Raw genomic sequence first — 22,660 nt, 5'->3', positions numbered from 1 at the left:
GCCATTCGCCAAACAGTTCTCCAACGCACACAAAAACACGGGGTTTGTCGCCCACCAGCGACGGAAAAAAAGGGGACAGACCCCTTTTCGGAAAAGGGGACTGTCCCCTTTTCCTACGCGAGCAGCGTCGCGAGCGCGCCGGCCACGACCTTCGTCGCTTTCCTCAGGTCGTCGAGCACCAGGTTCTCGTCCGCGCGCTTCGCGTTGGCTTCGAGGATGGTGCGCGGCCCGGCACCGAAGAGCACGATCGGCACGCCCGCCTCGCCGTAGAGCCGCGCATCCGTATAGAGAGGTACGCCCACGGCGGGCGGCGCGGTACCGAAGACGCGCTGGCCCTCGGCCTGCAGCGCCTTCACCAGCACCTCGTGACCCGGCCGGGGCTTGAGCGCGCGCGCGAGCAGGATCCGCCGGATGTCGACGCGCACCTTCGAGTGCATCGCCTGCGCGCGGAAGATCGTTTCGCGCAGCGCCTTCTCGACGGTTTCGGGATCCTCTTCGGGAATCATCCGGCGGTCGAGCGAGAAGCGGACCTTGTCAGGCACGACGTTGGTGTTGATGCCGCCTTCGATCAGGCCGACGTTGATCGTGGGAGAACCGATGCCCTCGACGGCGGAGCGCACCGTCGCATAGCCGCGGCGCAGAGAGTAGAGCGCCTGGATGATGTCGACGGACGCACGCAGCGCGTCCACTCCCGTCTCCGGCATCGCGGCGTGAGCGGCTTCGCCTCGCACAGTGACTTCCAGATGCAGCGCGCCGTTGTGACCGGTGACGACGGCGTACGAGAACCCGGCTCCGATGGCGTAGTCCGGTTTGCTGAGGCCCTGGGCGAGAAGCCACCCGGGTCCCAGCTCGCCGCCCATTTCTTCGTCATACGTGAAGTGCAGCTCGACGGTGCCGTGCGAGTGCCCTGCGCGCCGAAGCGCATCGAGCGCGAAGGTGTAGGTCGCGAAGTCCGACTTGGAGACCGCGACACCGCGGCCATACATGCGGCCCTTGTCCACGACACCTTCATACGGTCCCTTGGTCCAGCCTTCGCCCGGCGGCACCACGTCGCCGTGCGCGTTCAGGGCGATCACGGGACCCGGCCCGAACTTGTGACGCACGATCAGGTTCGTGACGGACTTCATCCCGCGCCGGGCGACGAGATCCGCGGGAATGGGATGGCGTTCGACCGTGAAGCCCAGCGCTTCGAGCAGCTTCGCGGTGCCTTCCGCGTGCGCGGCGTTGTCGCCGGGCGGCGTGTCGCTGGGCATGCGCACCAGCTCGCGCAGGAACGCGACTGATTCATCGAAGCGGGCATCGACCAGCGCATCGAGCGCCGTGGCGTGAGTCATGGGACGTAGCTCTCGAGGAAATGGAGCAGGACGGAGGTGGCGATGTCCGCATCCGACGCGGCAAGCGTTTCGCTCGGATGATGGCTGATGCCGCCGTTGCCGCAGCGCACGAAGAGCATTGCCATCGGCGCGACGTGGGCGAGCTCCATCGCGTCGTGGCCGGCGCCGCTCGGCAGGTGGCGAACGCGAATGCCTTGCGCATCGATGCTGGCTGCGAGCGCCGCCTGCATCCGCGGATCACAAGGCATGGCCTGCAGCTCGAAGAAAGGATTCCACTCGAGCGCCACGGAGCGGCGCTTGGCGACGGCGAAGAGCTTGTCCTCCAGCTCGCGCAGCGCGCGGCGGCGCACCGCGTCGTCGCCCGAGCGCAGATCCACGGTGAATTCGACCGAACCGGGAATCACGTTCGTGGCACCGCCGCCTGCGACCGCAAGCTTTCCGACAGTGCCCACCAGCTCGTGGGGTTGCGCCGCGCAATGCGCTTCGACGGCAAGCGCCATCTCCGCCGCGGCCATGAGCGCATCGCGCCGCCCGGGCATCCGCACGGTGCCTGCGTGGCCCGCGAGCCCGGTGACCTTCGCCTTGACGCGGTAACTCCCGGCGATCGATGTCACAACGCCCACTGAAAGATTGTCGTCGAGGAGCACCGGACCCTGTTCGATGTGCGATTCGACGAACGCCGCGATGCCCTTGCGGGCGAGGCCAGGAATCTCGTCCGGATTGCCGCCGAATGCAGTGAGCGCTTCGCGAAGCGATACGCCGTCCTTGTCGCGAGCCTCCAGCATCTCCGGCCGGAAGCGCCCGGCGAATGCGCGGCTGCCGATCATCGTGACGCCGAAGCGGACCCCTTCCTCGTCACCGAACGCGGCGACTTCAAATGCGAAGGGCAGGCGCTTGCCGCGTTTGGCGAGGTCCGCCACGCATTCGATCGCCGTGAGAATCCCGAAGACCCCGTCATAACGACCGGCATCGACCACGGTATCCATGTGCGAGCCGGTGAGGACCACGGGCGCATCGGCCGTCGCGCCCTCGTAGCGGCCGACGACATTCCCAAGCGCATCGAACGACGCCTGCATCCCCGCCTCGCGCATCCACGCCGCGATCTGCTCGCCCGCCTTGCGATGCATCGGAGTGAGATACGTGCGCGTGAGCCGCCCCTCATCCTCCGTGAAGGCAGCGAGACACTCGGCCCGCTCGAGGATGCGCTCGCCGAACGTCACTGAACCTGGCCGAGGAATTGCTGAAGCTCCGGCGTTCGCGGGTTCGCGAAGACCTCACCGGGCGGCCCGATCTCGTGGACCTGCCCCAGGTGCATGAACACCACGCGGTCGCACACGTCGCGCGCGAAGCGCATTTCGTGCGTGACCATCGCGAGCGTCATGCCGTCCTGCGCGAGGCCCTTCACGACCTGCAGCACCTCGTTCACGAGTTCCGGATCGAGGGCCGAGGTGATCTCGTCGCAGAGCAGTGCACGCGGCTCCATCGCCAGCGCCCGCGCAATCGCCACGCGCTGCTGCTGCCCGCCGGAGAGCTGCTCGGGAAACGCATCGAACTTCTGCTCGAGGCCCACGCGCGCGAGCACCTTCTCGGCGATGGCGCGCGCATCGGCTTCCTTGGTGCCCTTCACGGTCATGGGTGCAAGCATCACATTGCGTCCGGCGGAAAGGTGCGGGAAGAGGTTGAACTGCTGGAAGATCATCCCGACGCGCAGGCGCAGCGAGCGAAGATCCGTCTCGTCCTGCGTGACCGGCGCGTTCTCGACCGTGATCTTACCCGCCTGGTAGGCCTCGAGCCCGTTCATGCAGCGAAGCAACGTGCTCTTGCCCGAACCGCTTTTCCCGATGATTGCGATCACCTCGCCGGCCTCGATCTCGAGATCGACCCCCTTCAGCACTTCGTTGGTCCCGAAGCGCTTGCGCAACCCTTCAATGGAGATGAGAGCCACCGAGTTTCCTTTCGAGGCGCTGGCTCCAGGCCGACAGCGGCCAGCACAGCGCGAAGTAGAAGAGGGCGGTCACCGCGTACACGGTGAACGGCTTGAACGTGGCGTTGGTGATCATCGTGCTCGCCTTGGAGAGCTCGACGAAGCCGATGATCGAGGCGAGTGCGGTGCCCTTGACCACTTGCACCGAGAAGCCGACCGTGGGCGCGACCGCGATGCGCAGCGCCTGCGGCAGGATCACGTAGCGCATCTGCTGGAAGTAGCCCATTGCGAGGCTCGACGAGGCTTCCCACTGCCCGCGCGCAATCGACTCCACGCAGCCGCGCCAGATCTCGGCGAGGAACGCCGCGCTCCAGAGTGTCAGCGCGAGGGCGGCCGCGAACCACGACGAGGTCTGCAGGCCGAGCAGCGAGAGCCCGAAGAACGCGAGGAAGAGCTGCATCAGCAGCGGCGTGCCCTGGAAGAGCTCGATGAAGCCGATCGCGCCATAACGAAGCCCCTTCGACTTCGAAACGCGCGCGAACAGCACCGCGAGCCCGACGAGGCCTCCGAGGACGAAGGCCGTGAGCGAGAGCGCGATCGTCCAGCGCGCCGCCAGCAGGAGGTTGCGCGCGATGTCCCAGAGGGTGAACTCGGTCATGGCGCACGCCTCCCGAAGACGAACCACGCGCCGATGCCGCGCATCAGCTGCCGCAGCAGGATCGCGAGCCCCAGGTAGACCGCCGTGGCGACGAAATACACCTCGAACGCGCGGAAGTTGCGCGACTGGATGAAGTTCGCCGCGAAGGTCAGCTCCTCGACCGCGATCTGCGAGCACACCGCCGAGCCGAACATCACGATCACGAGCTGGCTCGAGAGCGCGGGCCAGATCTTCTGCAGCGCGGGCCGAAGCACCACGTGCCGGAAGACCTGGATGCGCGACATTGCGAGGCTCGCCCCCGCCTCGAGCTGCCCGCGCGGAATGGCCTGGATGCCGGCGCGGATGATCTCGGTGGAGTAGGCGCCCAGGTTGAACACCATCGCGATGAGGGCCGCCTGCAGCTCGGTGAGCTTGACGCCGAGCGAAGGCAGCCCGAAGAAGATGAAGAAGAGCTGGATGAGGAACGGGGTGTTGCGCACGAGCTCCACGTACGCACCCACGATCCAGTCCAGCGCCTTCACCCGGCTGTAGCCGCGCGCCCACGCTCCGAATATCCCGACCGCCACGCCGAGAGTCCCGCCCACGCCGATCAGCACGGCGGTGAACGCAACTCCCTTCGCGAGGACGTCGGTGTACTTGAAGACGTCGACGAAATCGAACGTGTAGGCCATGGAGGTGGCCCTACAGGTCGGCCGGCAGTCCCGTTCCCAGCCACTTCTGCGAGATCTTCGCGAGCGACCCGTCGGTCTTCGCCTTCGCGATCGCGGCGTTCACCGCGGCGAGCAGCTTCGGCTCACCCTTGTTGAGGCCCACGAAGCACGGCGAGTTCTTGATGAGGAACTTCACCTCGGGACGCTTGGGCGGGTTCTTCGCGAGGATCGCCGCGGCAACGACGTTGCCGGTCGCGACGAGCTCGACCTGGCCGGAGAGGAACGCGGAGATCGTGCCGTTGTTGTCTTCGTAGCGCTTCACCGTTGCCGACGCCGGTACGACCTTCGAGAGCTCGAGATCTTCCACCGCGCCGCGCGTGACGCCGATCGTCTTGCCGGCGAGCTCCTCGACCTTCGTGACCTTCTGGTCGGCCGGGCCGAACACGCCATTGAAGAACGGCGCATAGGCGCTGGAGAAATCGATCACCTTCTCGCGGTCGGGGTTCTTGCCGAGCGAAGAGATGACGAGATCGACCTTTTTCGTCGTGAGGTACGGGATGCGATTCGCACTCGTGACCGGAACCAGCTCCACCTTCACGCCGAGTTCCTTGGCGAGGAGCTCGGCGACGTCGATGTCGTAGCCGACGGCCTTCATGTCGGGGCCGACGGTGCCGAAGGGCGGGAAGTCCTGGGGAACGGCGACCTTGAGGACGCCGGCTTTCTTGACGTCGTCGAGTTCAGCGCGGGCGGAAGTGGTGAAGAGGGTGGCAGCGGCCACCAGCGCGAGGGCGATGCGTGCGAGCTTCATGAGCGAGACTCCTGGGATCGAACATTCAAGGATGCGGAGCGCTTCGAGGGCGCCCGCGTGGTCTCGTCCTGCCGAGGGGTTGCTGCTTGTCGGCTGCGACGGGCGCCAGGGCCACGCGCAGCTTCTCTAATGGGTCGGGTGCGGCGGAGACGTCGATGCCGTCTTCCACCGCGCCGATGTGCGCGCGCATGAGACGTTCCGCCTTGGCGGCGTCTCCCTTGGCGAGCGCGGCGACGATGTCTTCGTGCTCGCGGCAGGACTTCTCGGCCTGCGGCGAGGACTGGTAGAGCATCGAGATCAATGTGGTGCGCGCGGTGAGGTCTCGCAAGGTGTCGGCGAGCAGCGAGTTGCCGAGCGTCTCGGCGAGGCAGACGTGGAAATCGCCGAGGAGGTAGCTGCGCGCGCCGACATCGCCGGACTTGATGGCCTGCTTCTCGCGGAAGATGTGGCCGCGCAGGAGCTTCAGGCTTTCCGGGGGCAGCGCCTTGAATTGCCGGAGCATTCCCGTCTCGATGACCTGGCGCGCCTCGAACGCTTCGCGCGCTTCCGCGACCGAGGGCTCGAGCACGAACCAGCCGCGGCGCGCATTCACGGTGACGATGCCGCGTGCGGCCAGCCGCGTGAGGGCCTCGCGCACCAGTGTGCGGCTTACCTTGAAGAGATCCGCGAGCGGCTGCTCGCCCAGGCGCGCGCCGGGTGCCAGCTTCTCCGAGAGGATGGCCTCGACGATGCGCTGCGCGATTTCGGGGGAGGTGGGCATGGGCGTCGAAATCATCCTAGCGCACACTTCCGTTGTATACAAGATTGGCGTCAACCAGCGTCAGTCGGCGTCAACCAGCCTCGCCGGGGCACCGTTAGGTGACTGTCCTCACCCGGGAGGTCCCATGGCTCGCATCCTCGTTTTCACCGCGATGATCGTCCTGATCACCAGCGCGAATGCCCAGGAGAATCTGCGTAACCCCTTGATCGACTACGGAGCTTTCTCGCGGAACGTCGCGGAAGTCGAGGCATTGCGGGAGACGCGCCGCCTCACCGAGGAAGAATTCCTGAAGATGGCCCGGGAGCCCGGAACCGTGGTGCTCGATGCCCGGAGCGAGCGGCTCTATCGGTTGCGCCACGTCCAGGGTGCCGTGAACCTCACATTCCCGGAGTTCACGGTGGACACGCTCGCGAAAGTCATTCCCACGAAGCAGACGCGGGTGCTCATCTACTGCAACAACAACTTCGTGGGCGCTCCGGACTCGATGCCGGCCAAGGAGGTTGCCTCCGCGCTCAACGTGTCGACTTACGTTTCCCTTTACGCGTACGGCTATCGGAACATCTATGAGCTCGGTCCGGCCGTGGACGTGGCGAAGTCGCGCCTCGCGTTCGCGGGGACGGAGATCGTACGGTAGAGGGGAACTCCGGGTGCAGGGCGCGATCCGATATCCATGACCAAGCCATTCATCCTCCTCGTTGCGATCCTGATGGTGAATGGTTGCTCGACTTCATCGCGCGAGATGTCGGACAGCGCCGCATCGCCCATTGCCGCTGCTCCGACACAGGCGCCGCCACCTCCGCCCCTCGCACCCGAAGTCGTGCCGCCCAAAGCCGCCCCGCCCGCGAAAACCGCGGCAGCGACGCCTGCCCCTTCCAAGCCGGCTCCTGTCGCTGTTCCCGCAAAAGCTCCGCCTGCAGCGGCACCGCCGTCGCTCGATCTCAAGACCCTTGAGTCGCGGCTGCGCGGCTCCTCGGCGATCGGCGTGATGACCAAGCTCGCGCTGAAGAACCAGGTCGATGACCTCGTGAAGCGCTTCAAGGCGTATCACGACGGCAGCCGCCCGCCCCAGCTCGCGGAGCTGCGTCCTTCCTATGAGTTGCTCGTGATGAAGTTCATGACGCTGCTCCAGGACAAGGACGCGGCGCTCGCGAAGGACATCAACGCCTCCCGGGAAGCCATCTGGGGTCTGCTCGCCGACCGCGAGAAGCTTTCCCAATTCGCCTGAAGAATCCAAGAGAATCCATGAGCCGACTCGTTGCCCTTGCCGCTTCCTTCGCCGCCCTTGGCGCCGCATTCGTCACCGCGGCCTCGTCCCACGATCCCAAGCAGCGCGAAGACCTCGCCGCCGTGATCGCCCTCCAGGGCAAGCCTTGTGGCAGCGTGGTGAGCTACGCAACGCAGGGGGAAAACGATTTCGTTGCGACCTGCAAGGATGGCAACCGCTATCGCGTCTACACCAAGGACGGCCGCGTCCTCGTGGAGAAGCAGAAGTAGAAAAAGGGGACAGTCCCCTTTTCCGGTTTCAGGTCAGCACCAGCACCACCACCGCCAGCGCTACGCAGAGAAACCACACGAACGGCCCACCGTCGTCGTCTCGTTTCGTACTCATCGTCGAAAAAGGGGACAGTCCCCATTTTGAAAAAGGGGACTGTCCCCTTTTCTAAGGGACGGGACAACGGCAAAGCGACGAAATGCGTAATGGTGCGACGAGTTGCGATCAGCCCCTGCCGCGCGGATCGTTTCCGTAGCTGTGCTTGGCGGAGATCTGCCCGTTTTCGTTCTTGATCAGGAGCTCCGTGCGCTTGTTGCCCGCGAGCTCCTTGCCGCGCGAGATGGCTTCGGTCTTGCGATCGTGCAGGGAATCCGCGCGCGTGGTTCCGTCGGTCTGGACGGCCCAACGGCCACCCTCGCGGGGTTCAACAGCTACCTGGGCTTTGCGTGCCATGTGCTTCTCCTCGGTCGTTTGAATCGGACTGCTCAGTTTTCGGCGCCATGCATCACGGCGCCGCGAATGCGCAGCGCGCCGGCTGCGTCGCGGTGCAACGTGTAGGTCGACGTCTCGCCGCCTTTCTCGTCGCCCTTGGAATCGATCCACGGGAAGCGCACGGTGACGAGCGCGATCTTCGGCGTGAGTTCCTCGAGGCCGAGGATCACGGCGCGCGTGCCGGTGATGTCCTTCGCGTTGTATTGCTCCCTGGCGCCGCCGAAGAACTTCTCGATCTCGGTGGCGCTCGCGACGGGCCTCGCCATGTCATCGCCCAGTACGAGGGCGGGCACGTCCCAGAATTCCGCCGCGGCATGGCCGTCGCCGGAGGTGATGGCCGCGGACCAGTCATCCAGGAAGCCCTGGACCTCGTCGATCATCTTGCGCGAAGGTTTCATGGCTAGGCGGCCCTCGCGTGACGCGGAAGGTGGTTCGCGTCGATCCACGTCGTGAACGCCGCCATGAACTTGCGCAGGAGTTCCTCGGTTTCGGGCACGGTGATCTTCCCCTGGTCGTCGAAGTACTTGGCGATGTTGGCGATGTAAACCTCGGGCCCCTGCATCGCGGGCATGTCGAGGAAGACGAGGCACTGGCGCAGGTGGTGATTCGCGCCGAACCCGCCGACGGCGCCCGTGGAAATGCTCACGATGCCCGCGGGCTTCTTCTCGAACACGCTCTTGCCGTAGGGACGCGAGCCCACGTCGATCGCATTCTTGAGGCAGCCCGGGATCGAGCGGTTGTATTCGGGTGTCACGAAGAGGACGGCATCCGATGCGCGGACGCGATCGCGGAACGCGATCCAATCCTGCGGTGGCCCCTCTTTCTCGAGGTCCTCGTTGTAGAGCGGGAGCATGCCGATCTCGGCAATCTCGCATTCGAGCGCGTCCGTGGTGCGGGAGAGCGCCCGAGCCGTCATGCGGCTGAACGATCCGGTTCGCAGGCTGCCTACCATGACGAGGACCTTGAATTTCGGGGCCATTACTTGGGGTCCTTGTTGCTGCGCGGCGGCGGTTCCTGGTTCTTGCGCCAGGACTTGAACTCCTCGGAGAACTCGCCGCGCTCATCGGGCGACGCGAAGTCGTGGGCGTAACCGGGATAGCGGCGCGCGACGTCGGGAAACTCTTCCCCGTAGGCGCCGGGATCCTTGGAGCGCGAGGGTTTGCGTTGGGCCATGACACGTCCTCTCGTGGGAAGGGAGCTAGCAAGAGACTTCCTGCAAGTTCCGTTCCATGCGGACTGGCGGCGCGCGAGAGGAGAAACGCGCGCATTCAGGCAAAACTTGCGCGCGCGGGAGAAGAAGTTGCCGGTCAGTTCCGGTTGCGGGAGGGAAGCGTCATCGCGAAGACACCCGCGACGACGAGGCCAAGCGACTTCAGGGCAGGGTGACGTCCGCGTTCAGCCAAGCGGCCTCGAACTTCTCGCGCAGGGGCTTGGCCTCATCCTCGCGGCCCGCAGCGGCGAGTGCCTTCGCGGCCATGCGCTGCGCGAGCGGGAAGAGCACGAAATTCTTGATGAGCCCGGGACGCGCGACGATCTTCAGGAATTCGCGCGCCGCTTCGTCGTTGCGGCCCGCGCCCATCAGTGCGAGTCCGCGCAACCAAATGGGAATCATGAAGCCTGCCTCGAACGGCTGGCACAGGCCCAGTTCGATCGTGGCCGCCGGCTCGAGCGCGTGCTCCGCGCCCTTCCAATCCTTGTTCGCGATCGCCATCGCCGCGCGAATGCTCGGGATCCAGTAGCGCTGCACGACCGTTTGCTGCGGATAGGCCTCGTCGAGCCGCTCGATGAGTTCCGTCGCGCCCTTCGAATCGCCGCAGCGCGCGAGCACGAGGCCCACCCAGCAGTGCACGTACATGCCGGTCGTGATGTCCTGCGCGGCGGCCGCACCGATGCGCGCGCGCGCCGCATTGCCGATCTCGACTTCGCGCAGCGCCGCTTCGGCTTCCCACAAGGCGGCCATCTCGAGCGACCCCGCGCGCCGTGCGGAGGTGACCGCGCGCCGCGTGAGATCGCGCGCCCGCTCGAAGCGTCCGTGGTACGCCTCGGTATCGGCTTGCGCGGCGAGCAGGTAATCCTCTTCGCCCTCGCGTCCCGCGACCGCGTTCGCATGCGCGTGCATGTCGCGCGGGTCCCCGCGCAAGAACGCCTCCTGGTACGCATCCAGGTGCAGGTAGAACGCCGTGTAGCCGCGCGCGGCCGCGTCCTGCAGCGTCGCGCGGGCCTCCTCGTAGCGCCCGAGGGCGAGCTGCGCGATCGCAACGTTGCTCGCTGCGACGACGAGCGGCTCGAGGGTCCAGCCGCGCTGCGAGACGGCGAACGATTCCTCCCATCGGCCCAGCAGCATCAGCAGGTTGCCGCTGTTGGTCACGGAGGTCGCGTCGCGCGGGTAGGTCCCCTGCCACGCGCGGTACGCATCGAGCGCCTTGTTGAGATCACCCACGACGACGTCGAAGTACGACGCCGTGAGCCGCATGCGCTCGCGTTCCGTCGCGCGCTCTCGGAGCTCATAGGCCTTCGTCATGTAGCGCACGGCTTCCTGCGTCTGGCCCATGTTGTGGCAGGCGTAGCTCAAGGCCGAATACGCCGAGGCGAAGTTCGGATCGAGCTCGATCGCGCGCAACTGGTGGGGCTTGCCGGCCGCCTCGCCGTGCTCGAGCCATTGGTGGCGCCCGAGGGTGTAGGCCTTGAGTGCTTCGAGCGAAGAGGTGGCGACGTCGTCGAACGGCGCGGAGAAGCGCTTCACCGACGCGAGCGACTCGCCGAGCTTGGCGCGCAGGCCCACCACGGCCTGGTCGAAGGCCTTCAGCACTTCGCCCTTGCCGTGGGCGCGCGATTGCTCCGTTACGAGGATCGAGCCGTCGTTGCCGTCGATGGCGAGCAGGCCGATCACGTAGTCGTCGCCGAGCGAGAAGATGGAACCGGTGATCGCCGCACGGCTGCCGGTGCGCTGGCAGACCTCGAGCGCGACGTCGCCCACGACCGGCGCGCCCGCCTTGCCCATGTATTTGAGCACCGTGTGGACCTTGTGGTCCGTGATGATCTCGAGGAAGGGCGATTGCGCGAGGTGCAGCACGAGCGCCTGGCGGATCGTGCCGTCGAAGACCGCGTCGCCCGTCTTGTTCTCGATGTCGGCGATGAGGACGGTATCGCGTTCGGTGATCGGGGCCGTCTTCGCGGCAGCCGGAGCAGCGGCCGGAGCGGGCGAGGACGGGGAGCCGGCATCGGCGCGGCGCACGTCCACCGCGAAGCGATACCCGCGCCGGGCCACGGTGGCGATCGCGCCATCGCCGTCGAAGTCGCCATCGAGCACCTTGCGCAGCGCGGAGATGTTGTTCGCGATGCCGCCTTCCTCGACGACCACGCCCGGCCACACGCCTTCGAGGAGCTCTTCCTTGGTGACGATCCGGCCGGCGCCTTCGACCAACAGAAGGAGGGTCTCCGCGACCTTCGGGGTCAGCGGGACGAACTCACCCGCGCGAAAGAGGCTCCGCGAGGCGGCTTCGAAGCGATAGGGGCCGAATTCGTAGGTCGCCGCGGGCGCTCGTTCGGCCGCGGAAGGGTCCGTCGGCATGGCCTTGGAGACTAGCACAGGCCTTTTTTTCTCACGAAAGGCTCAGGAAACCCTCATGCCCGGGGGGAAACGGCCCGGAGGAATTCCGCAGCACTCCCTGAGGACTCGCCGGGGGCCGGCGGCGCAAAGTCCCTCCATCGCACGACGCACCCGGCCCGCAACCAAAATGAAAACAAGGATCCCGAGACACACGCCGCCCCTCGAGGCCGCCTTCATTCCGGTCTACCTGCTGGAAGGATTGGCCCAGGCGTATGGCCCGGCCACCCTCCCGCGCCCCTTCACTCCGGTCGAGCAAATGCTCCTCGGTGTATGGGGAACGCTCAAGGGCAACGGAATCGCGCTGTAGACCCCGAATTACGTTGGGCCCACTCCCTGGGGCTCATCCTTTTACCGGCGCATCCGCGCCGGTTTTTCTTTCTACATCGCGGCGCGCAGGGCGGTCAGGCGCTCGACGGAGGTGTGATGGTGCATGGCCCCGGTGGCCGGATCGTCGGAGAGCTCGGCGAAGAGCTGCGTGCGGCGATTGGCCAGGGCGACCCCGAGTGCCGCGGTGTCGACCGCGCTTTGCTCGACGCGAGGGAAGAGCTCCTCCTCCTCGATCTCGCGGTGATGGGCGATCTGGTCTGCGAGGACCAGGAAGCGCGTGCAGGTCAGGCCGTTCTCGGCGGTGCCGGCCTCGACCTGCGCGATGAAGTAGCGCATGCCCATGTGTTCGGCGTGGGCTTCACGCAAATAGGTTTCCATCCCGAAGATGCCCCGGCGCGCGGCGGGAAAGAGCAGCTCCTCCTCGATGCGCAGGTGGATCTTCAGGCCCAGGCAGAAGTCGTCCATGATCCGCTGCTTCGCGCTGTGGAAGCCCTTGGGCTGCGCTTCATGGAGCATGCGGAATTCCGCGATCATTTCCTCGAGGCGGTGGCGGTCCGCGCGCAGGAAGCCGATGGCGTCGAGGGGGGCTTGCTGGGTACCCATTCTGGAGATCCTTTTCGAGATTGGGGCCATCGTCGGGCTTTCGCGACAGCCGTTCCATAGGAACAATCCCTACACCAATGTCGGAAAGTTCCTACGCGGTACCATCGATCCCGTGACCCTCGTCCCCCCGCGAATCACGCCTCCGGACCGCGCCCCGCGCGGGCTCGCCTTTCTTTCCACTTTCGTCCGCAACCCCCTCAACGTCATTCCCCGCGCGGCCTACGAGGAGGACTTCGTCCACGGCGGCGACGGCGGCGTCTCCCGGGCTTGGATCACCTCCCCGGCGCTGGTGAAGGCGGTGCTCCTCGACGAGCGAGACAAATTCCGGAAGCTCGCGCAGATCCGCCTGCTCGGTCCCTTGCTCGGCAAAGGCCTGCTCACGAGCGAGGGCGCGGAGTGGAAGTGGCAGCGCCAGACCGCGGCACCCATGTTCCGGCCCGCCGAATTGATGGGTTACGTGCCCGCGTTCGTGAAGGCGGCCGAGGGCCAGCTCGCGGCGTGGCGCAACGGAGCGCCGGGCGCCCACCCGATCGACGAGGACATGACGCGCCTCACCTTCGTCATCGTCTGCTCCACGCTCCTGCCGACCTCCGACCCGAAGCTCGCGAACCAGATCGAGGAATCGGTGCGCACGTTCCAGCAGTCGGGCGGCTGGGGCCTGCTGTTCGCGGCACTCGGCGTTCCCAATTGGGTGCCGCGCCCGGGTGCGAGCTCTTCGCGCAAGACCGCGATCACGCTGCGCGCCGCCGTCGGCGCGATGATCCGCGACCGGCGCGACGACGGCGCCGACAACCTGATGCACCGGCTCATGGGCGCGCGCGATCCCGAGACGGGCCGCGCGATGGACGACGAGCAACTGGTGGATAACTTGCTGACGTTCTACCTGGCCGGGCACGAGACCACCGCCAAGGCGCTCACATGGACGCTCTTTCTCCTGTCGCGCTCGCCGGAGTGGACCGCGAAGCTGCGCGAGGAGGTCGATCGCGTCACGCAGGGCGCGCGTGTTGGCCCCGAGCATATCGAGAAGCTCGTGCTGGTCGAGCAGGTCGTGAAGGAAGCGATGCGCCTCTACCCGCCCGTGCCAATGATGAGCCGGCAGTGCGTGGCCGACGTGCAGCTGGGCGAGCACGCGGTGAAGGCGGGCACGTCGATCCTGATGCCGATCTACACGATCCACCGCCACGCCAAGCGCTGGGAGAACCCCGACGCGTTCGACCCCACGCGCTTCGCCCCCGACCGCGAAGTCCCGCGTTACCAGTACATGCCTTTCGGCGCCGGGCCGCGCATCTGCATCGGGATGTCCTTCGCGCTGATCGAGGCCACGGCCATCCTCGCCACGCTGTTGCAATCGGTTTCGTTCTCGCCGGCGCCGGGCAACGAGCCCGTGCCGGTGGCCCGCGTCACGCTGATTCCCGACAACGGAATGCCGCTCCAGGTCGTGCCGCGTCGCTAGGCGGCTTCACAACGACCGCCAAAACTTTTCGCAAAACGGTCCGCGGCGGGCCGCTATCATTCGAAGCATGTACACCCTCTACATCGGCAACAAGAACTATTCGTCCTGGTCGCTGCGGCCGTGGATCCTCATGACCGAGCTCGGCATCCCCTTTACCGAGCGGCTCATCCCGTTCAACGAGCCCGGCTACGAACCCTTCGCGAGCATCTCGCCGACGGCGAAGGTGCCCTGCTTGCACGAGGGCAAGGACCGCGTGTGGGATTCGCTCTCGATCGCGGAATACCTGAACGAGCGCCACAAGGGTGTGTGGCCCGAAGACGCGTCGGCGAGGGCGTGGGCGAGGAGTGCGGCGGCCGAGATGCACTCGGGCTTTGGCGCGGTCCGCGAGATCTGCTCGATGAATTGCGGGGTGCGCATCGCATTGCACTCGGTGCCCGACAATCTCAAGAAGGACATCGATCGCCTCGGCGCACTCTGGACCGAGGGCGTGCAACGCTTCGGCGGGCCGTTCCTCGCCGGGCCGAAGTTCACCGCGGTCGATGCGTTCTACTGTCCGGTGGCATTCCGCGTCCAGACCTACGGCGTGCAACTGCCGCCGACGGCCGCGCGCTACGTGGAGACGCTGCTCGCGACGCGCGGCATGAAGAAGTGGTACGACGAAGCGCTGCAGGAAGTCTGGCGCGACCTGCCGCACGAGGAAGACACCCCGAAGTGGGGCAAGGTGACGCAGGACCTGCGTAAATAAGTGGGGTCAGACTCGACTTAATTTAATTCTGTGGATAACTGGGGTCAGGCCAGTTATCCACAGAATTAAATTAAGTCGAGTCTGACCCCACTTATTTACGCCGCGTCGCGGAGCTTCAGCCCGACCTTCACGATCGAGTTGATCACGGGAATGAGCTCGCGGCCGAGGTCGGTGAGCTGGTATTCCACGGACGGCGGCGAAGTGGGCATCACCTCGCGATGAACGACGCCGCGCTCCTCGAGCGCGCGCAGGCGCGCGGACAACACCTTGTTCGACAGGCGTGGGATGTCGCGGCGCAGCTCGCCGAAGCGCCGCGGGCCACCGCTCAACATCCAGACGAGGTTGGTCGTCCATGCGCCGCCCAGCAGCGCCATGCATACGGTCAACGGGCACTCCGGTGGCGCGGGGGGCGCCTTGCTCTTGCGGACTTTCAGGGCCATCGCTTGGTTACCTCGCGGTTACCTGAATATTCCAGGTAACTGCATGTTAGGTGGTTTCCAAAGGTAACTCAAGCCGGTAGTCTGGCGGCTCCACTCAACGCAACCGGAGTCCCGCATGAAGCTCTACTTCTCCCCCGGCGCCTGCTCGCTGTCGCCGCACATCGTCGCCCGCGAACTCGGCATCGAGATCGACCTCGACAAGACCGACACGAAGACCAAGCGCACCGCCGCCGGCGACGATTTCCTCGCGATCAACCCGAAGGGCTACGTCCCCGCGCTGCAGCTCGACGACGGCAGCGTGCTCACCGAGGGGCCCGCGATCGTGCAGTACCTCGCCGACAGCAAGCCCGGCGCCGGCCTCGCGCCCGCCAACGGCACGATCGAGCGCTATCGCCTGCAGGAGATGCTCGGCTACATCAACTCGGAGATCCACAAGTCGTACAGCCCGCTCTTCTACGACGCGACGCCGGCCGAAACGCGCACCGAGCGCCTTGCGTACCTCAAGAAGCGCTACGCGCTGATCGAGCAACGCCTGGCCGGCCGGGAGTACCTCTTCGATCGCTTCAGCGTGGCCGACGCGTATCTGTTCGTCGTGACCAACTGGGCGCGCGGCGTGAAGCTCGATCTTTCGGAGTTCCCGAACCTGCTCGAGTTCCAGAAGCGCGTCGCGGCGCGTCCCGCGGTGCAGGCCGCCATGAAGGCCGAAGGGTTGGTGAAGTAGAAATAAGTGGGGTCAGACTCGACTTAATTTAATTCTGTGGATAACTGGAAACCCTCCAGTTATCCACAGAATTAAATTAAGTCGAGTCTGACCCCACTTATTACATGTTCCTGAACAGGGACATGTAGGTGAGGCTCACGGGCAGCGCCTCGGCGCGGCCCCTGAGCTTCAGCGTGCCGCGCCCTGATTCGTCGCGCGTCACCGACGAGATCGCGCGCATGTTCACGATCGTCGAGCGGTGGATCTGCTTGAACATCACCGGGTCGAGCACGTCGAGCAGCTCGCGGATCGGCGTGCGCACGAGCGACTCGCCGTCCTTGGTCATCACGACCGTGTATTTGTTGTCCGCCTGGAAGTACACGATGTCCTCGACCATGATGAGCCGCGTTTCCTTGCCCGCGCTCGCGGTGATCCACGCAAGCGGTTGCGCGGGGCGCGAGGCTGGAATCGATCCGCGCAGCTTCTCCACGAGCTCCTCGAGCGCGCCGGAGTTCGGAGCGGTGCTCGTGCGCGCCTTCAGGCGCTGGATGGTCGCGTCGAGCCGTTCGCGCGTGATGGGCTTCAGGAGATAGTCGACGGCGCCGCGCTCGAACGCATCGATCGCGTACTGGTTGTAGGCCGTCACGAACACGACCTGCGTCTTCGGGCTCGCCTGCGCGGTGGCCGCGGCCACTTCGAGGCCGGTGAGGCCCGGCATGCGGATGTCGAGGAACGCGATGTCGGGCTGGGCCTCGGCGATCGCATCGAGCGCGCTCCCGCCGTCATCACAGGCAGCAACCACATCGAGATCGGGCCACGCTTCGGCCAGCATCCCGAGCAGGGCGGTGCGCAGCAGTTCTTCGTCTTCGGCAACGACGCACGTCGGCATGGCTCAGGCTTTCGCGTCGGGCGGGTCGAGCGGCACGGTGATCGTGGCGGCGACACCCTTCGGGAAGTTCGAGGTGATGGCGAAGGAGGCCGCGTCGCCGTACGCGAGGCGCAGCCGCTCGCGGATGTTCCTCAGGCCGATCCCGGTGCCCGCGCTGTCGCCGCCGAAGCCGCGGCCGTCGTCGGCCACCGTGATCGAGGCGTCATTGCCGCGCGAGCGCGCGATGATCCACACCGAGCCGCCGCCGGGAATGGGCTCGAGGCCGTGCTTGATCGCGTTCTCCACCAGGGTCTGCAGCATCATCGCCGGCATCTTCACCGATTTCAGCTCTTCGGGCACCTCGAGGTTGAGCTTGAGGCGCTCGCCCATGCGGATCCTGAGGATTTCGAGGTACGCCTTGGCGCGCTCCAGCTCCTCGCCCAGCGTGGACGAGGTTTCATCGGCGCGCGGCACGGCCCGCCGCAGGTATTCGATGAGGTGGCCGAGCATGTTGTCGGCGCGGGCTGGGTCGGTGCGCGTGAGGATCTGCGCGCTCGCCAGCGTGTTGTAGAGAAAGTGCGGCTCGACCTGCGCCTCGAGCAGGCTCAGCTTCGCGACGGCGAGTTCCTTTTCCACCTCGGCCTGCTTGGCGGCCACTTGTTGCTGGTGCATGCGCTCGGTCACGCGGCGCGTCATGCCGCGCGTGATCGCCGCCATGTTCCCCAGGTTCGCGCCGTAGTCCACGAACCACAGGTCGATCCACGGGCCGGCCGTGGGTTCGCAGACGAGCGTCACACGCGTGGTCGATTCGCCGGGCGCCACGATCGCGATCACGCGGTCGCACATGCTCGAGGGCCAGTCCTCCGACTCCGGGCGGCGCTTCACCTTCGCGCGCACCTCGAGGCTGTTGCGATCGGCTTCGATGTCGGAGACGCGCGGCAGCTCGCGGATGGTGGCCTCGATCAACGAGAACGCTTCGCTGGGGTCCAGTGGAAACTGGATTTCGCGCCGGTGCCGCGTGGACATCGCCGCTCCATCGGCCTCCTCGCCGGCGATCAGGCGGACGCGCCGCTGGTGCGAGATGCCCGCGGCGATCGTCCAGGCGATGCAGCCGAAGAATCCGATGACGAAGACCCAGCTCGGCGGCCCCGACCAGCGCTTCGTGATGTTGCTCAGGAGGATCCAGACGATCAGGAACGAGCCGGCCCAGGCGAAGGCGAGGCGGGCGACGAAGAAGAAGCTTTTGCGATTGCTCATGGGAGGCGAGAATACCAAGCGCCCCCGGGCAGGGCGGCGGAAGTGCGACGGAATGGGGATGGGGCCGATGAAATGACCCGAAGGGTCAGGTGACAGTGAGTTGCGCTACTCTTCCCCCATGCGAACCACTCTATTCCTCCTTGTGCTCCTCGGCCTCCCAGTGGCCGCCGCTTCTGCCCCGCCCCCGAAGGACATTCCGGCGGTCCTCCTCATCGCCAAGGGCGACATGGTCGATCCCTACTTCCGCCAGGCCGTCGTGCTGGTGACGCACCGCGCTGGTTCCACGCCGATGGGCGTGATCATCAACAAGGCGACCAAGGTGCCGCTGGCCGAAGCCGTGCCGCGCCTCGAGAACCGTCCCGCTCCGGAGCGCCGGGTCTTCTTCGGCGGTCCTGTCCCGGCCGACGAGCTGATCGTGCTCTTTCGCAGCGCGAAGGCCCCCGAGGGATCGATCCAGGCGCTCGACGGCGTGGTGATCAGCTCGGACCAGGACGTGCTCCGCGCGGCGGTCAATCGCGAGCGCGCCGTGGATGTGCGTGTGCTGCTGGGCTACGCCTCGTGGGCACCCGGTCAGCTCGAAGCGGAAGTCGCGCGCGGAGACTGGCAGCTGCTCCCTGCCGATGCGGCCACCATCTTCGACAGCAATCCCGAGACGATGTGGCGCGATCTCCAGCAACAGCTCGCGCCCAAGAATGCCGCCGCGCCCGGTCAGCCCAGCGCGACCAGGCCCTTGAGGGTGGCGAAGCAACGCGCCTTCGCGGTCGCGACGAAATCGCGCACGTAGGGCCGCTTGCCCGCGGCGGCCGTCGTGGCCGCATAGAGGTCGCTCCACAATCCGCCCGCGCCGATGCGGCGCGCCACCACGTAGTCGTGCGCGAGGTAGTTCGCGAGCCCCCAGCTCGGCAGCGCCGCGACACCGCGCCGGCTCGCGACGAGCTGCAGGATGCCGATCGTGAGCTCCGCGGTGCGCCGCGAGTACTTCACGCGCTCGGGCTTGAGGACCTGGCGGATCACGTCGATGCGTTCCTCGGGCACCGGATACGTGATGAGCGTTTCGCCGGCGAAGTCCGCGGCCTTGAGCAGGCGCCGGCGCGCGAGCGGGTGGTCGTGCGCCAGGACGCCCAGGATTTCAAAGCGGAAGAGCGGAAAGTAGGTGACGCCGCGCGTCCGGCGCTTCTCGGAGCAGATCACGAGATCCGCGCCGCCGCTGTCGAGCAGCCGCAGCGGATCGGGGTGGAAACCCGAGACGAGGTCGAGCTCCACCGCGGGCCAGGCGGGGCGGTAGGCATCCATCACGGGCATGAGCCAGTCGAAGCAGGTGTGGCATTCGAGCGCGATGCGCAGCGACCCCGATTGCGGCGCGGCGAGGTTCGCGATGTCGCGCTCGGCGCTGCGCACCTGCTCGAGCACTTCGCGGCCCAGCTCCACGAGGCGCCGGCCCGCGGCCGTGAGCGCGATGCCCGCGCCCTTGCGCTCGACGATCGGCGCGCCCAGGTGCGCTTCGAGCGCGCGCAGCTGGTGCGACACGGCCGACTGGGTGAGGTGCACGCGCGCGGCGGCCCGGGAGACGTTGCCCGTCTCGGAGAGGGCGGCGAGGGTGCGCAGGTGGCGGATCTCGATCATGGCCTGTCATGAATGGCATTCATGGAATGCCGCAGCGCTTTCATTGGATTCATGAACGAGTGTGCGCCACGATGCGTTCTTCCTGCAAGGAGGCATCGTCATGGCCATTCGCACCCACGTTCCCGGTTTTCCCCGCATCGGCGCGCATCGCGAGCTGAAGTCCGCCCTCGAGGCCCATTGGGCGGGCGACCTCGACGCCGCGGACCTCGAGGCGACCGCCGCCGACATTCGCCGTGGCCGCTGGGCCCGCCAGCGCGATGCCGGACTGGGGTTCGTCACCGTCGGCGACTTTCCGCTCTACGACCACGTGCTCGACACGATTGCCCTCGTCGGCGCGATCCCGCCCCGATTCGGCGCGACCGATGCGAACGACCTGGGCGCGTACTTCGCGCTTGCACGCGGGAGCGCCGCATCGCCCGCGCTGGAGATGACGAAGTGGTTCGACACCAACTACCACTACCTCGTCCCGGAGTTCACGGCCGGCATGACCTTCCGGATCTCGTCGGAGCGTCTCTTCCGCGAAGTGGACGAGGCGAGGGCGTTCGGTGTCGAGCCCAAGCCCGTGCTCGTGGGTCCGCTCACGTTCCTCTATCTGGGCAAATCGGTCGCGCCGGGCTTCGACCGCCTGTCGCTGCTCGAGCGCCTGTTGCCGGTGTATGTCGAGGTCCTCGCGCGTCTCAAGGCGCAAGGCGTCGAATGGGTGCAGGTGGACGAGCCGATCCTCGCGCTCGATCTCGCCGAGCCGTGGCTCGAGGCTTTCGGACTCGCGTACCGGGCACTCGCGCAAGCCGGCGTGAATATCTTGCTCGCCACGTACTTCGGCTCGGTCGCGGAGCATGCGACGCGCCTTGCCGCGCTTCCGGTTCAAGGCCTGCATCTCGATCTCGCCCGCGCGCCCGAGCAGCTCGACGCATTCCTGCGCGACTGGCCCGCCGACCGCGTGCTGTCGCTGGGTGTTGTCGATGGCCGCAACATCTGGCGCGCGGACCTCGAGAAGGCGCTCGCAACGCTGGAGATCGCGGGCAAGCAGCGCGGCGACAAGCTCTGGGTTTCGGCGAGCTGCTCGCTGTTGCATGTGCCGGTGGACCTCGCGGGCGAGGACAAGCTCGATCCGGAAGTGCGCTCGTGGCTCGCGTTCGCGCAGCAGAAGCTCGCGGAGATCGTCACGCTCGGGCGCGGCCTTGCCGAAGGCGCCGATGCGATTGCGGCGGAGCTCGACGCCTCGCGTGCCGCCGTCCGCTCGCACGGAAAGTCGGATCGCGTGGCCAACCCGCTCGTGAGGAAGCGCCTTGCCGCCATCGACGCCGCGCAATACGAGCGGCGCAGCGTGTTTGCCATTCGCCATGCGGCGCAACGCGCGCGGCTGCCGTTGCCGCTGTTTCCGACAACCACGATCGGCTCGTTCCCGCAGACGCCGGAGATCCGCGCCGCGCGCGCGAAGTGGAAGCGCCGCGAGATGAAGAGCCTTGCCTACCTCGAGGCGATGCGCGCCGAGATCCGCCGCGCGATCGAGATCCAGGAGTCGCTCGGCCTCGATGTACTCGTGCACGGCGAAGCCGAGCGCAACGACATGGTCGAGTATTTCGGCGAGCAGCTGCACGGCTACGCGTTCAGTGCGAACGGCTGGGTGCAGAGCTACGGCTCGCGCTGCGTGAAACCGCCGATCCTCTGGGGCGACATTCACCGTCCGGAGCCGATGACGGTCGAGTGGACGGCCTACGCGCAGAGCCTCACGTCACGCCCGGTGAAGGCGATGCTCACCGGTCCCATCACGATGCTGCAATGGTCTTTCGTCCGTACCGACCAGCCGCGCTCGCAAACCGCCACGCAACTCGCACTCGCGATCCGAGACGAAGTGCGCGACCTGGAGAAGGCGGGCATCGGCCTCATCCAGATCGACGAGCCGGCGATCCGCGAGGGGCTGCCGCTGCGCGCGGCGGACTGGTCCGCGTATCTCGCGTGGGCGGTGGGCGCCTTCAAGCTCGCGGCGAGCGGCGTGCAGGACGCGACCCAGATCCACACGCACATGTGTTACTCGGAGTTCCACGACATCCTGCCGTCGATCGCCGCGCTCGATGCCGATGTGATCACGATCGAGACCTCGCGCTCGCGCATGGAGCTCCTCGATGCGTTCCGCGCGTTCGCCTATCCGAACGAGATCGGCCCGGGGGTGTACGACATTCACTCGCCGCGCATTCCGCCGACCGGCGAGATCCTCGACCTGCTGGAGAAGGCCTGCGACGTGGTGGATCCGCGCCGCCTCTGGGTGAACCCGGATTGCGGGCTGAAGACGCGGCACTGGCCGGAGGTGCAGGCCGCGCTCGCCAACATGGTCGCCGCCGCGCGCGAGATGCGAAGCCGCTACTTGAGGGCCTCGGGCGTCCACTCCAAAGTGTCGTCGCCGGTGGCGATGTAGACGTGGCCGTCCTGGATCGTGCAGGTGAGCTGCATGTTGCGGGCAGCGAGCTTGGCGAGGGCGTGCGTGAGGTCCTGGGGTAGTCCTACAACCGAAAGGTTGTCGAGTTTCGCGAGCTGCGCGCCGTTCTGCTGCCACCAGATGTCCGCGCCGCGCCCGTACGGATAGACGGCCACTCGTTTCGCACGTCCGCACGCCTTGCGCACGTCGCGCTCGTCGGGGAGCCCGACCTCGATCCACAGGTCGATCGCGCCCGTGAGGTCGGTCAGCAGCAGGTCGGCATCGGCCACGTCGCTCAGCCCCCGCCCGAACTCGAGCCGCTCGTCCGCATTCAGCGCGAATGCGAGCACGCGCACCATCATGCGTTCGTCGGTTTCCGAAGGGTGCCGCGCGATCGTGAGGGCGTGCGTGCCGAAATGCCCGCGGTCGAGGTCGGAGACGGTGAGCTCCGCCTTGAAGATCGTTGCCTTGAGCGCCATGGTCATTAATGGGGTCTGACC

At 66.6% G+C, this 22,660-nt stretch carries 27 protein-coding genes; 9 read left to right on the top strand and 18 right to left on the bottom strand.

Annotated features, from left to right (window positions below):
• Nucleotides 1-113: 113 nt before the first annotated feature.
• The 7 genes from DSM104440_RS13735 to DSM104440_RS13705 are packed head-to-tail and all read right to left on the bottom strand — an operon-like array spanning nucleotide 114 to nucleotide 6,134.
• Nucleotides 114-1,334: an ArgE/DapE family deacylase gene (locus tag DSM104440_RS13735; RefSeq protein ID WP_171163573.1), complete on the bottom strand. Its 1,221-nt coding sequence runs from the start codon at nucleotides 1,332-1,334 to the stop codon at nucleotides 114-116.
• Nucleotides 1,331-2,554, bottom strand: a complete 1,224-nt coding sequence (locus DSM104440_RS13730; RefSeq protein ID WP_212758076.1) for an allantoate amidohydrolase — start codon at nucleotides 2,552-2,554, stop codon at nucleotides 1,331-1,333. The genes DSM104440_RS13735 and DSM104440_RS13730 overlap by 4 nt, the downstream gene beginning before the upstream one ends.
• Nucleotides 2,551-3,279, bottom strand: a complete 729-nt coding sequence (locus tag DSM104440_RS13725; RefSeq protein WP_171163571.1) for an amino acid ABC transporter ATP-binding protein — start codon at nucleotides 3,277-3,279, stop codon at nucleotides 2,551-2,553. Before DSM104440_RS13725 ends, DSM104440_RS13730 begins: the two co-directional genes overlap by 4 nt.
• Nucleotides 3,260-3,916 carry an amino acid ABC transporter permease gene (locus tag DSM104440_RS13720; protein WP_171163569.1) on the bottom strand — a complete coding sequence of 219 codons (657 nt, stop codon included), beginning with the start codon at nucleotides 3,914-3,916 and terminating at the stop codon, nucleotides 3,260-3,262. Before DSM104440_RS13720 ends, DSM104440_RS13725 begins: the two co-directional genes overlap by 20 nt.
• Nucleotides 3,913-4,587, bottom strand: a complete 675-nt coding sequence (locus DSM104440_RS13715; RefSeq protein ID WP_171163567.1) for an amino acid ABC transporter permease — start codon at nucleotides 4,585-4,587, stop codon at nucleotides 3,913-3,915. The genes DSM104440_RS13720 and DSM104440_RS13715 overlap by 4 nt, the downstream gene beginning before the upstream one ends.
• 10 nt (nucleotides 4,588-4,597) lie before the next feature.
• Complete coding sequence (locus DSM104440_RS13710) at nucleotides 4,598-5,374, bottom strand: transporter substrate-binding domain-containing protein (RefSeq protein WP_171163565.1); 777 nt, start codon at nucleotides 5,372-5,374, stop codon at nucleotides 4,598-4,600.
• A 25-nt stretch (nucleotides 5,375-5,399) separates the two neighbouring features.
• Nucleotides 5,400-6,134, bottom strand: a complete 735-nt coding sequence (locus DSM104440_RS13705; protein ID WP_171163563.1) for a GntR family transcriptional regulator — start codon at nucleotides 6,132-6,134, stop codon at nucleotides 5,400-5,402.
• Nucleotides 6,135-6,258: 124 nt separating this feature from the next.
• Here DSM104440_RS13705 and DSM104440_RS13700 point away from each other — a divergent pair, with 124 nt between their 5' ends.
• Genes DSM104440_RS13700 through DSM104440_RS13690 form a run of 3 tightly spaced genes read left to right on the top strand, consistent with a single transcriptional unit; the run spans nucleotide 6,259 to nucleotide 7,628 of the window.
• The gene (locus DSM104440_RS13700; RefSeq protein WP_171163560.1) at nucleotides 6,259-6,768 is read left to right on the top strand and encodes a rhodanese-like domain-containing protein; all 510 of its coding nucleotides are present in this window, start codon (nucleotides 6,259-6,261) and stop codon (nucleotides 6,766-6,768) included.
• Nucleotides 6,769-6,804: 36 nt separating this feature from the next.
• Nucleotides 6,805-7,359, top strand: a complete 555-nt coding sequence (locus tag DSM104440_RS13695) for a hypothetical protein (protein WP_171163558.1) — start codon at nucleotides 6,805-6,807, stop codon at nucleotides 7,357-7,359.
• Between the two features lie 17 nt (nucleotides 7,360-7,376).
• Nucleotides 7,377-7,628: a hypothetical protein gene (locus DSM104440_RS13690; protein WP_171163556.1), complete on the top strand. Its 252-nt coding sequence runs from the start codon at nucleotides 7,377-7,379 to the stop codon at nucleotides 7,626-7,628.
• Between the two features lie 223 nt (nucleotides 7,629-7,851).
• On the opposite strand, the gene DSM104440_RS13685 is transcribed toward DSM104440_RS13690, so the two are convergent.
• The 5 genes from DSM104440_RS13685 to DSM104440_RS13665 all read right to left on the bottom strand — a co-directional run bounded on the left by DSM104440_RS13685 (nucleotide 7,852) and on the right by DSM104440_RS13665 (nucleotide 11,707).
• Entirely contained in the window at nucleotides 7,852-8,079 is a 228-nt protein-coding gene (locus tag DSM104440_RS13685) for a DUF2188 domain-containing protein (protein WP_171163554.1), read from the bottom strand.
• A 32-nt stretch (nucleotides 8,080-8,111) separates the two neighbouring features.
• Nucleotides 8,112-8,516, bottom strand: coding sequence for a Cif family virulence factor (locus DSM104440_RS13680; RefSeq protein WP_171163552.1), 405 nt, complete (start codon nucleotides 8,514-8,516; stop codon nucleotides 8,112-8,114).
• A gap of 2 nt (nucleotides 8,517-8,518) precedes the next feature.
• A complete protein-coding gene (locus tag DSM104440_RS13675) occupies nucleotides 8,519-9,097 on the bottom strand; it encodes an NADPH-dependent FMN reductase (protein WP_171163550.1) in 579 nt (192 codons plus the stop codon).
• The gene (locus DSM104440_RS13670; RefSeq protein WP_171163548.1) at nucleotides 9,097-9,291 is read right to left on the bottom strand and encodes a hypothetical protein; all 195 of its coding nucleotides are present in this window, start codon (nucleotides 9,289-9,291) and stop codon (nucleotides 9,097-9,099) included. The genes DSM104440_RS13675 and DSM104440_RS13670 overlap by 1 nt, the downstream gene beginning before the upstream one ends.
• A 199-nt stretch (nucleotides 9,292-9,490) precedes the next feature.
• Entirely contained in the window at nucleotides 9,491-11,707 is a 2,217-nt protein-coding gene (locus DSM104440_RS13665) for a winged helix-turn-helix domain-containing protein (RefSeq protein WP_171163546.1), read from the bottom strand.
• Between the two features lie 148 nt (nucleotides 11,708-11,855).
• Here DSM104440_RS13665 and DSM104440_RS13660 point away from each other — a divergent pair, with 148 nt between their 5' ends.
• A complete protein-coding gene (locus tag DSM104440_RS13660) occupies nucleotides 11,856-12,035 on the top strand; it encodes a hypothetical protein (RefSeq protein WP_171163544.1) in 180 nt (59 codons plus the stop codon).
• A gap of 71 nt (nucleotides 12,036-12,106) precedes the next feature.
• On the opposite strand, the gene DSM104440_RS13655 is transcribed toward DSM104440_RS13660, so the two are convergent.
• Nucleotides 12,107-12,658, bottom strand: a complete 552-nt coding sequence (locus DSM104440_RS13655; protein WP_171163542.1) for a hemerythrin domain-containing protein — start codon at nucleotides 12,656-12,658, stop codon at nucleotides 12,107-12,109.
• A gap of 112 nt (nucleotides 12,659-12,770) precedes the next feature.
• On the opposite strand from DSM104440_RS13655, the gene DSM104440_RS13650 reads away from it, so the two are divergent.
• Both DSM104440_RS13650 and DSM104440_RS13645 read left to right on the top strand, forming a co-directional pair.
• Complete coding sequence (locus tag DSM104440_RS13650; protein WP_171163540.1) at nucleotides 12,771-14,111, top strand: cytochrome P450; 1,341 nt, start codon at nucleotides 12,771-12,773, stop codon at nucleotides 14,109-14,111.
• 67 nt (nucleotides 14,112-14,178) lie between these two features.
• On the top strand, nucleotides 14,179-14,856 hold the full coding sequence (locus DSM104440_RS13645; RefSeq protein WP_171163538.1) for a glutathione S-transferase family protein: 678 nt from the start codon (nucleotides 14,179-14,181) through the stop codon (nucleotides 14,854-14,856).
• Between the two features lie 95 nt (nucleotides 14,857-14,951).
• Here DSM104440_RS13645 and DSM104440_RS13640 read toward each other — a convergent pair whose 3' ends face one another.
• The gene (locus tag DSM104440_RS13640) at nucleotides 14,952-15,296 is read right to left on the bottom strand and encodes a winged helix-turn-helix transcriptional regulator (RefSeq protein ID WP_171163537.1); all 345 of its coding nucleotides are present in this window, start codon (nucleotides 15,294-15,296) and stop codon (nucleotides 14,952-14,954) included.
• A gap of 115 nt (nucleotides 15,297-15,411) precedes the next feature.
• Here DSM104440_RS13640 and gstA point away from each other — a divergent pair, with 115 nt between their 5' ends.
• Entirely contained in the window at nucleotides 15,412-16,017 is a 606-nt protein-coding gene (gene gstA, locus DSM104440_RS13635) for a glutathione transferase GstA (RefSeq protein WP_171163534.1), read from the top strand.
• A gap of 100 nt (nucleotides 16,018-16,117) precedes the next feature.
• On the opposite strand, the gene DSM104440_RS13630 is transcribed toward gstA, so the two are convergent.
• Together DSM104440_RS13630 and DSM104440_RS13625 are read right to left on the bottom strand one after the other, a co-directional pair.
• A complete protein-coding gene (locus tag DSM104440_RS13630; protein WP_171163532.1) occupies nucleotides 16,118-16,885 on the bottom strand; it encodes a LytR/AlgR family response regulator transcription factor in 768 nt (255 codons plus the stop codon).
• 3 nt (nucleotides 16,886-16,888) lie between these two features.
• Entirely contained in the window at nucleotides 16,889-18,121 is a 1,233-nt protein-coding gene (locus tag DSM104440_RS13625; RefSeq protein WP_171163530.1) for a sensor histidine kinase, read from the bottom strand.
• Nucleotides 18,122-18,239: 118 nt separating this feature from the next.
• On the opposite strand from DSM104440_RS13625, the gene DSM104440_RS13620 reads away from it, so the two are divergent.
• The gene (locus tag DSM104440_RS13620) at nucleotides 18,240-18,905 is read left to right on the top strand and encodes a YqgE/AlgH family protein (protein ID WP_171163528.1); all 666 of its coding nucleotides are present in this window, start codon (nucleotides 18,240-18,242) and stop codon (nucleotides 18,903-18,905) included.
• Here the strand turns inward: DSM104440_RS13620 and DSM104440_RS13615 are convergent.
• The gene (locus tag DSM104440_RS13615; RefSeq protein WP_171163526.1) at nucleotides 18,830-19,744 is read right to left on the bottom strand and encodes a LysR family transcriptional regulator; all 915 of its coding nucleotides are present in this window, start codon (nucleotides 19,742-19,744) and stop codon (nucleotides 18,830-18,832) included. The genes DSM104440_RS13620 and DSM104440_RS13615 overlap by 76 nt on opposite strands.
• Before the next feature lie 100 nt (nucleotides 19,745-19,844).
• Between DSM104440_RS13615 and metE the strand changes: the two genes are divergently transcribed.
• On the top strand, nucleotides 19,845-22,160 hold the full coding sequence (gene metE / locus DSM104440_RS13610) for a 5-methyltetrahydropteroyltriglutamate--homocysteine S-methyltransferase (RefSeq protein WP_171163524.1): 2,316 nt from the start codon (nucleotides 19,845-19,847) through the stop codon (nucleotides 22,158-22,160).
• On the opposite strand, the gene DSM104440_RS13605 is transcribed toward metE, so the two are convergent.
• Nucleotides 22,106-22,639 carry a YaeQ family protein gene (locus DSM104440_RS13605; RefSeq protein WP_171163522.1) on the bottom strand — a complete coding sequence of 178 codons (534 nt, stop codon included), beginning with the start codon at nucleotides 22,637-22,639 and terminating at the stop codon, nucleotides 22,106-22,108. The two genes, metE and DSM104440_RS13605, sit on opposite strands and share 55 nt — an antisense overlap.
• Nucleotides 22,640-22,660 lie beyond the last annotated feature (21 nt).

The sequence above is a fragment of the Usitatibacter palustris genome, from assembly GCF_013003985.1.
GTDB lineage: Bacteria > Pseudomonadota > Gammaproteobacteria > Burkholderiales > Usitatibacteraceae > Usitatibacter > Usitatibacter palustris.
Note: the sequence above shows the minus strand (reverse complement) of the source record. Positions and strands in the feature narration are given on the sequence as shown.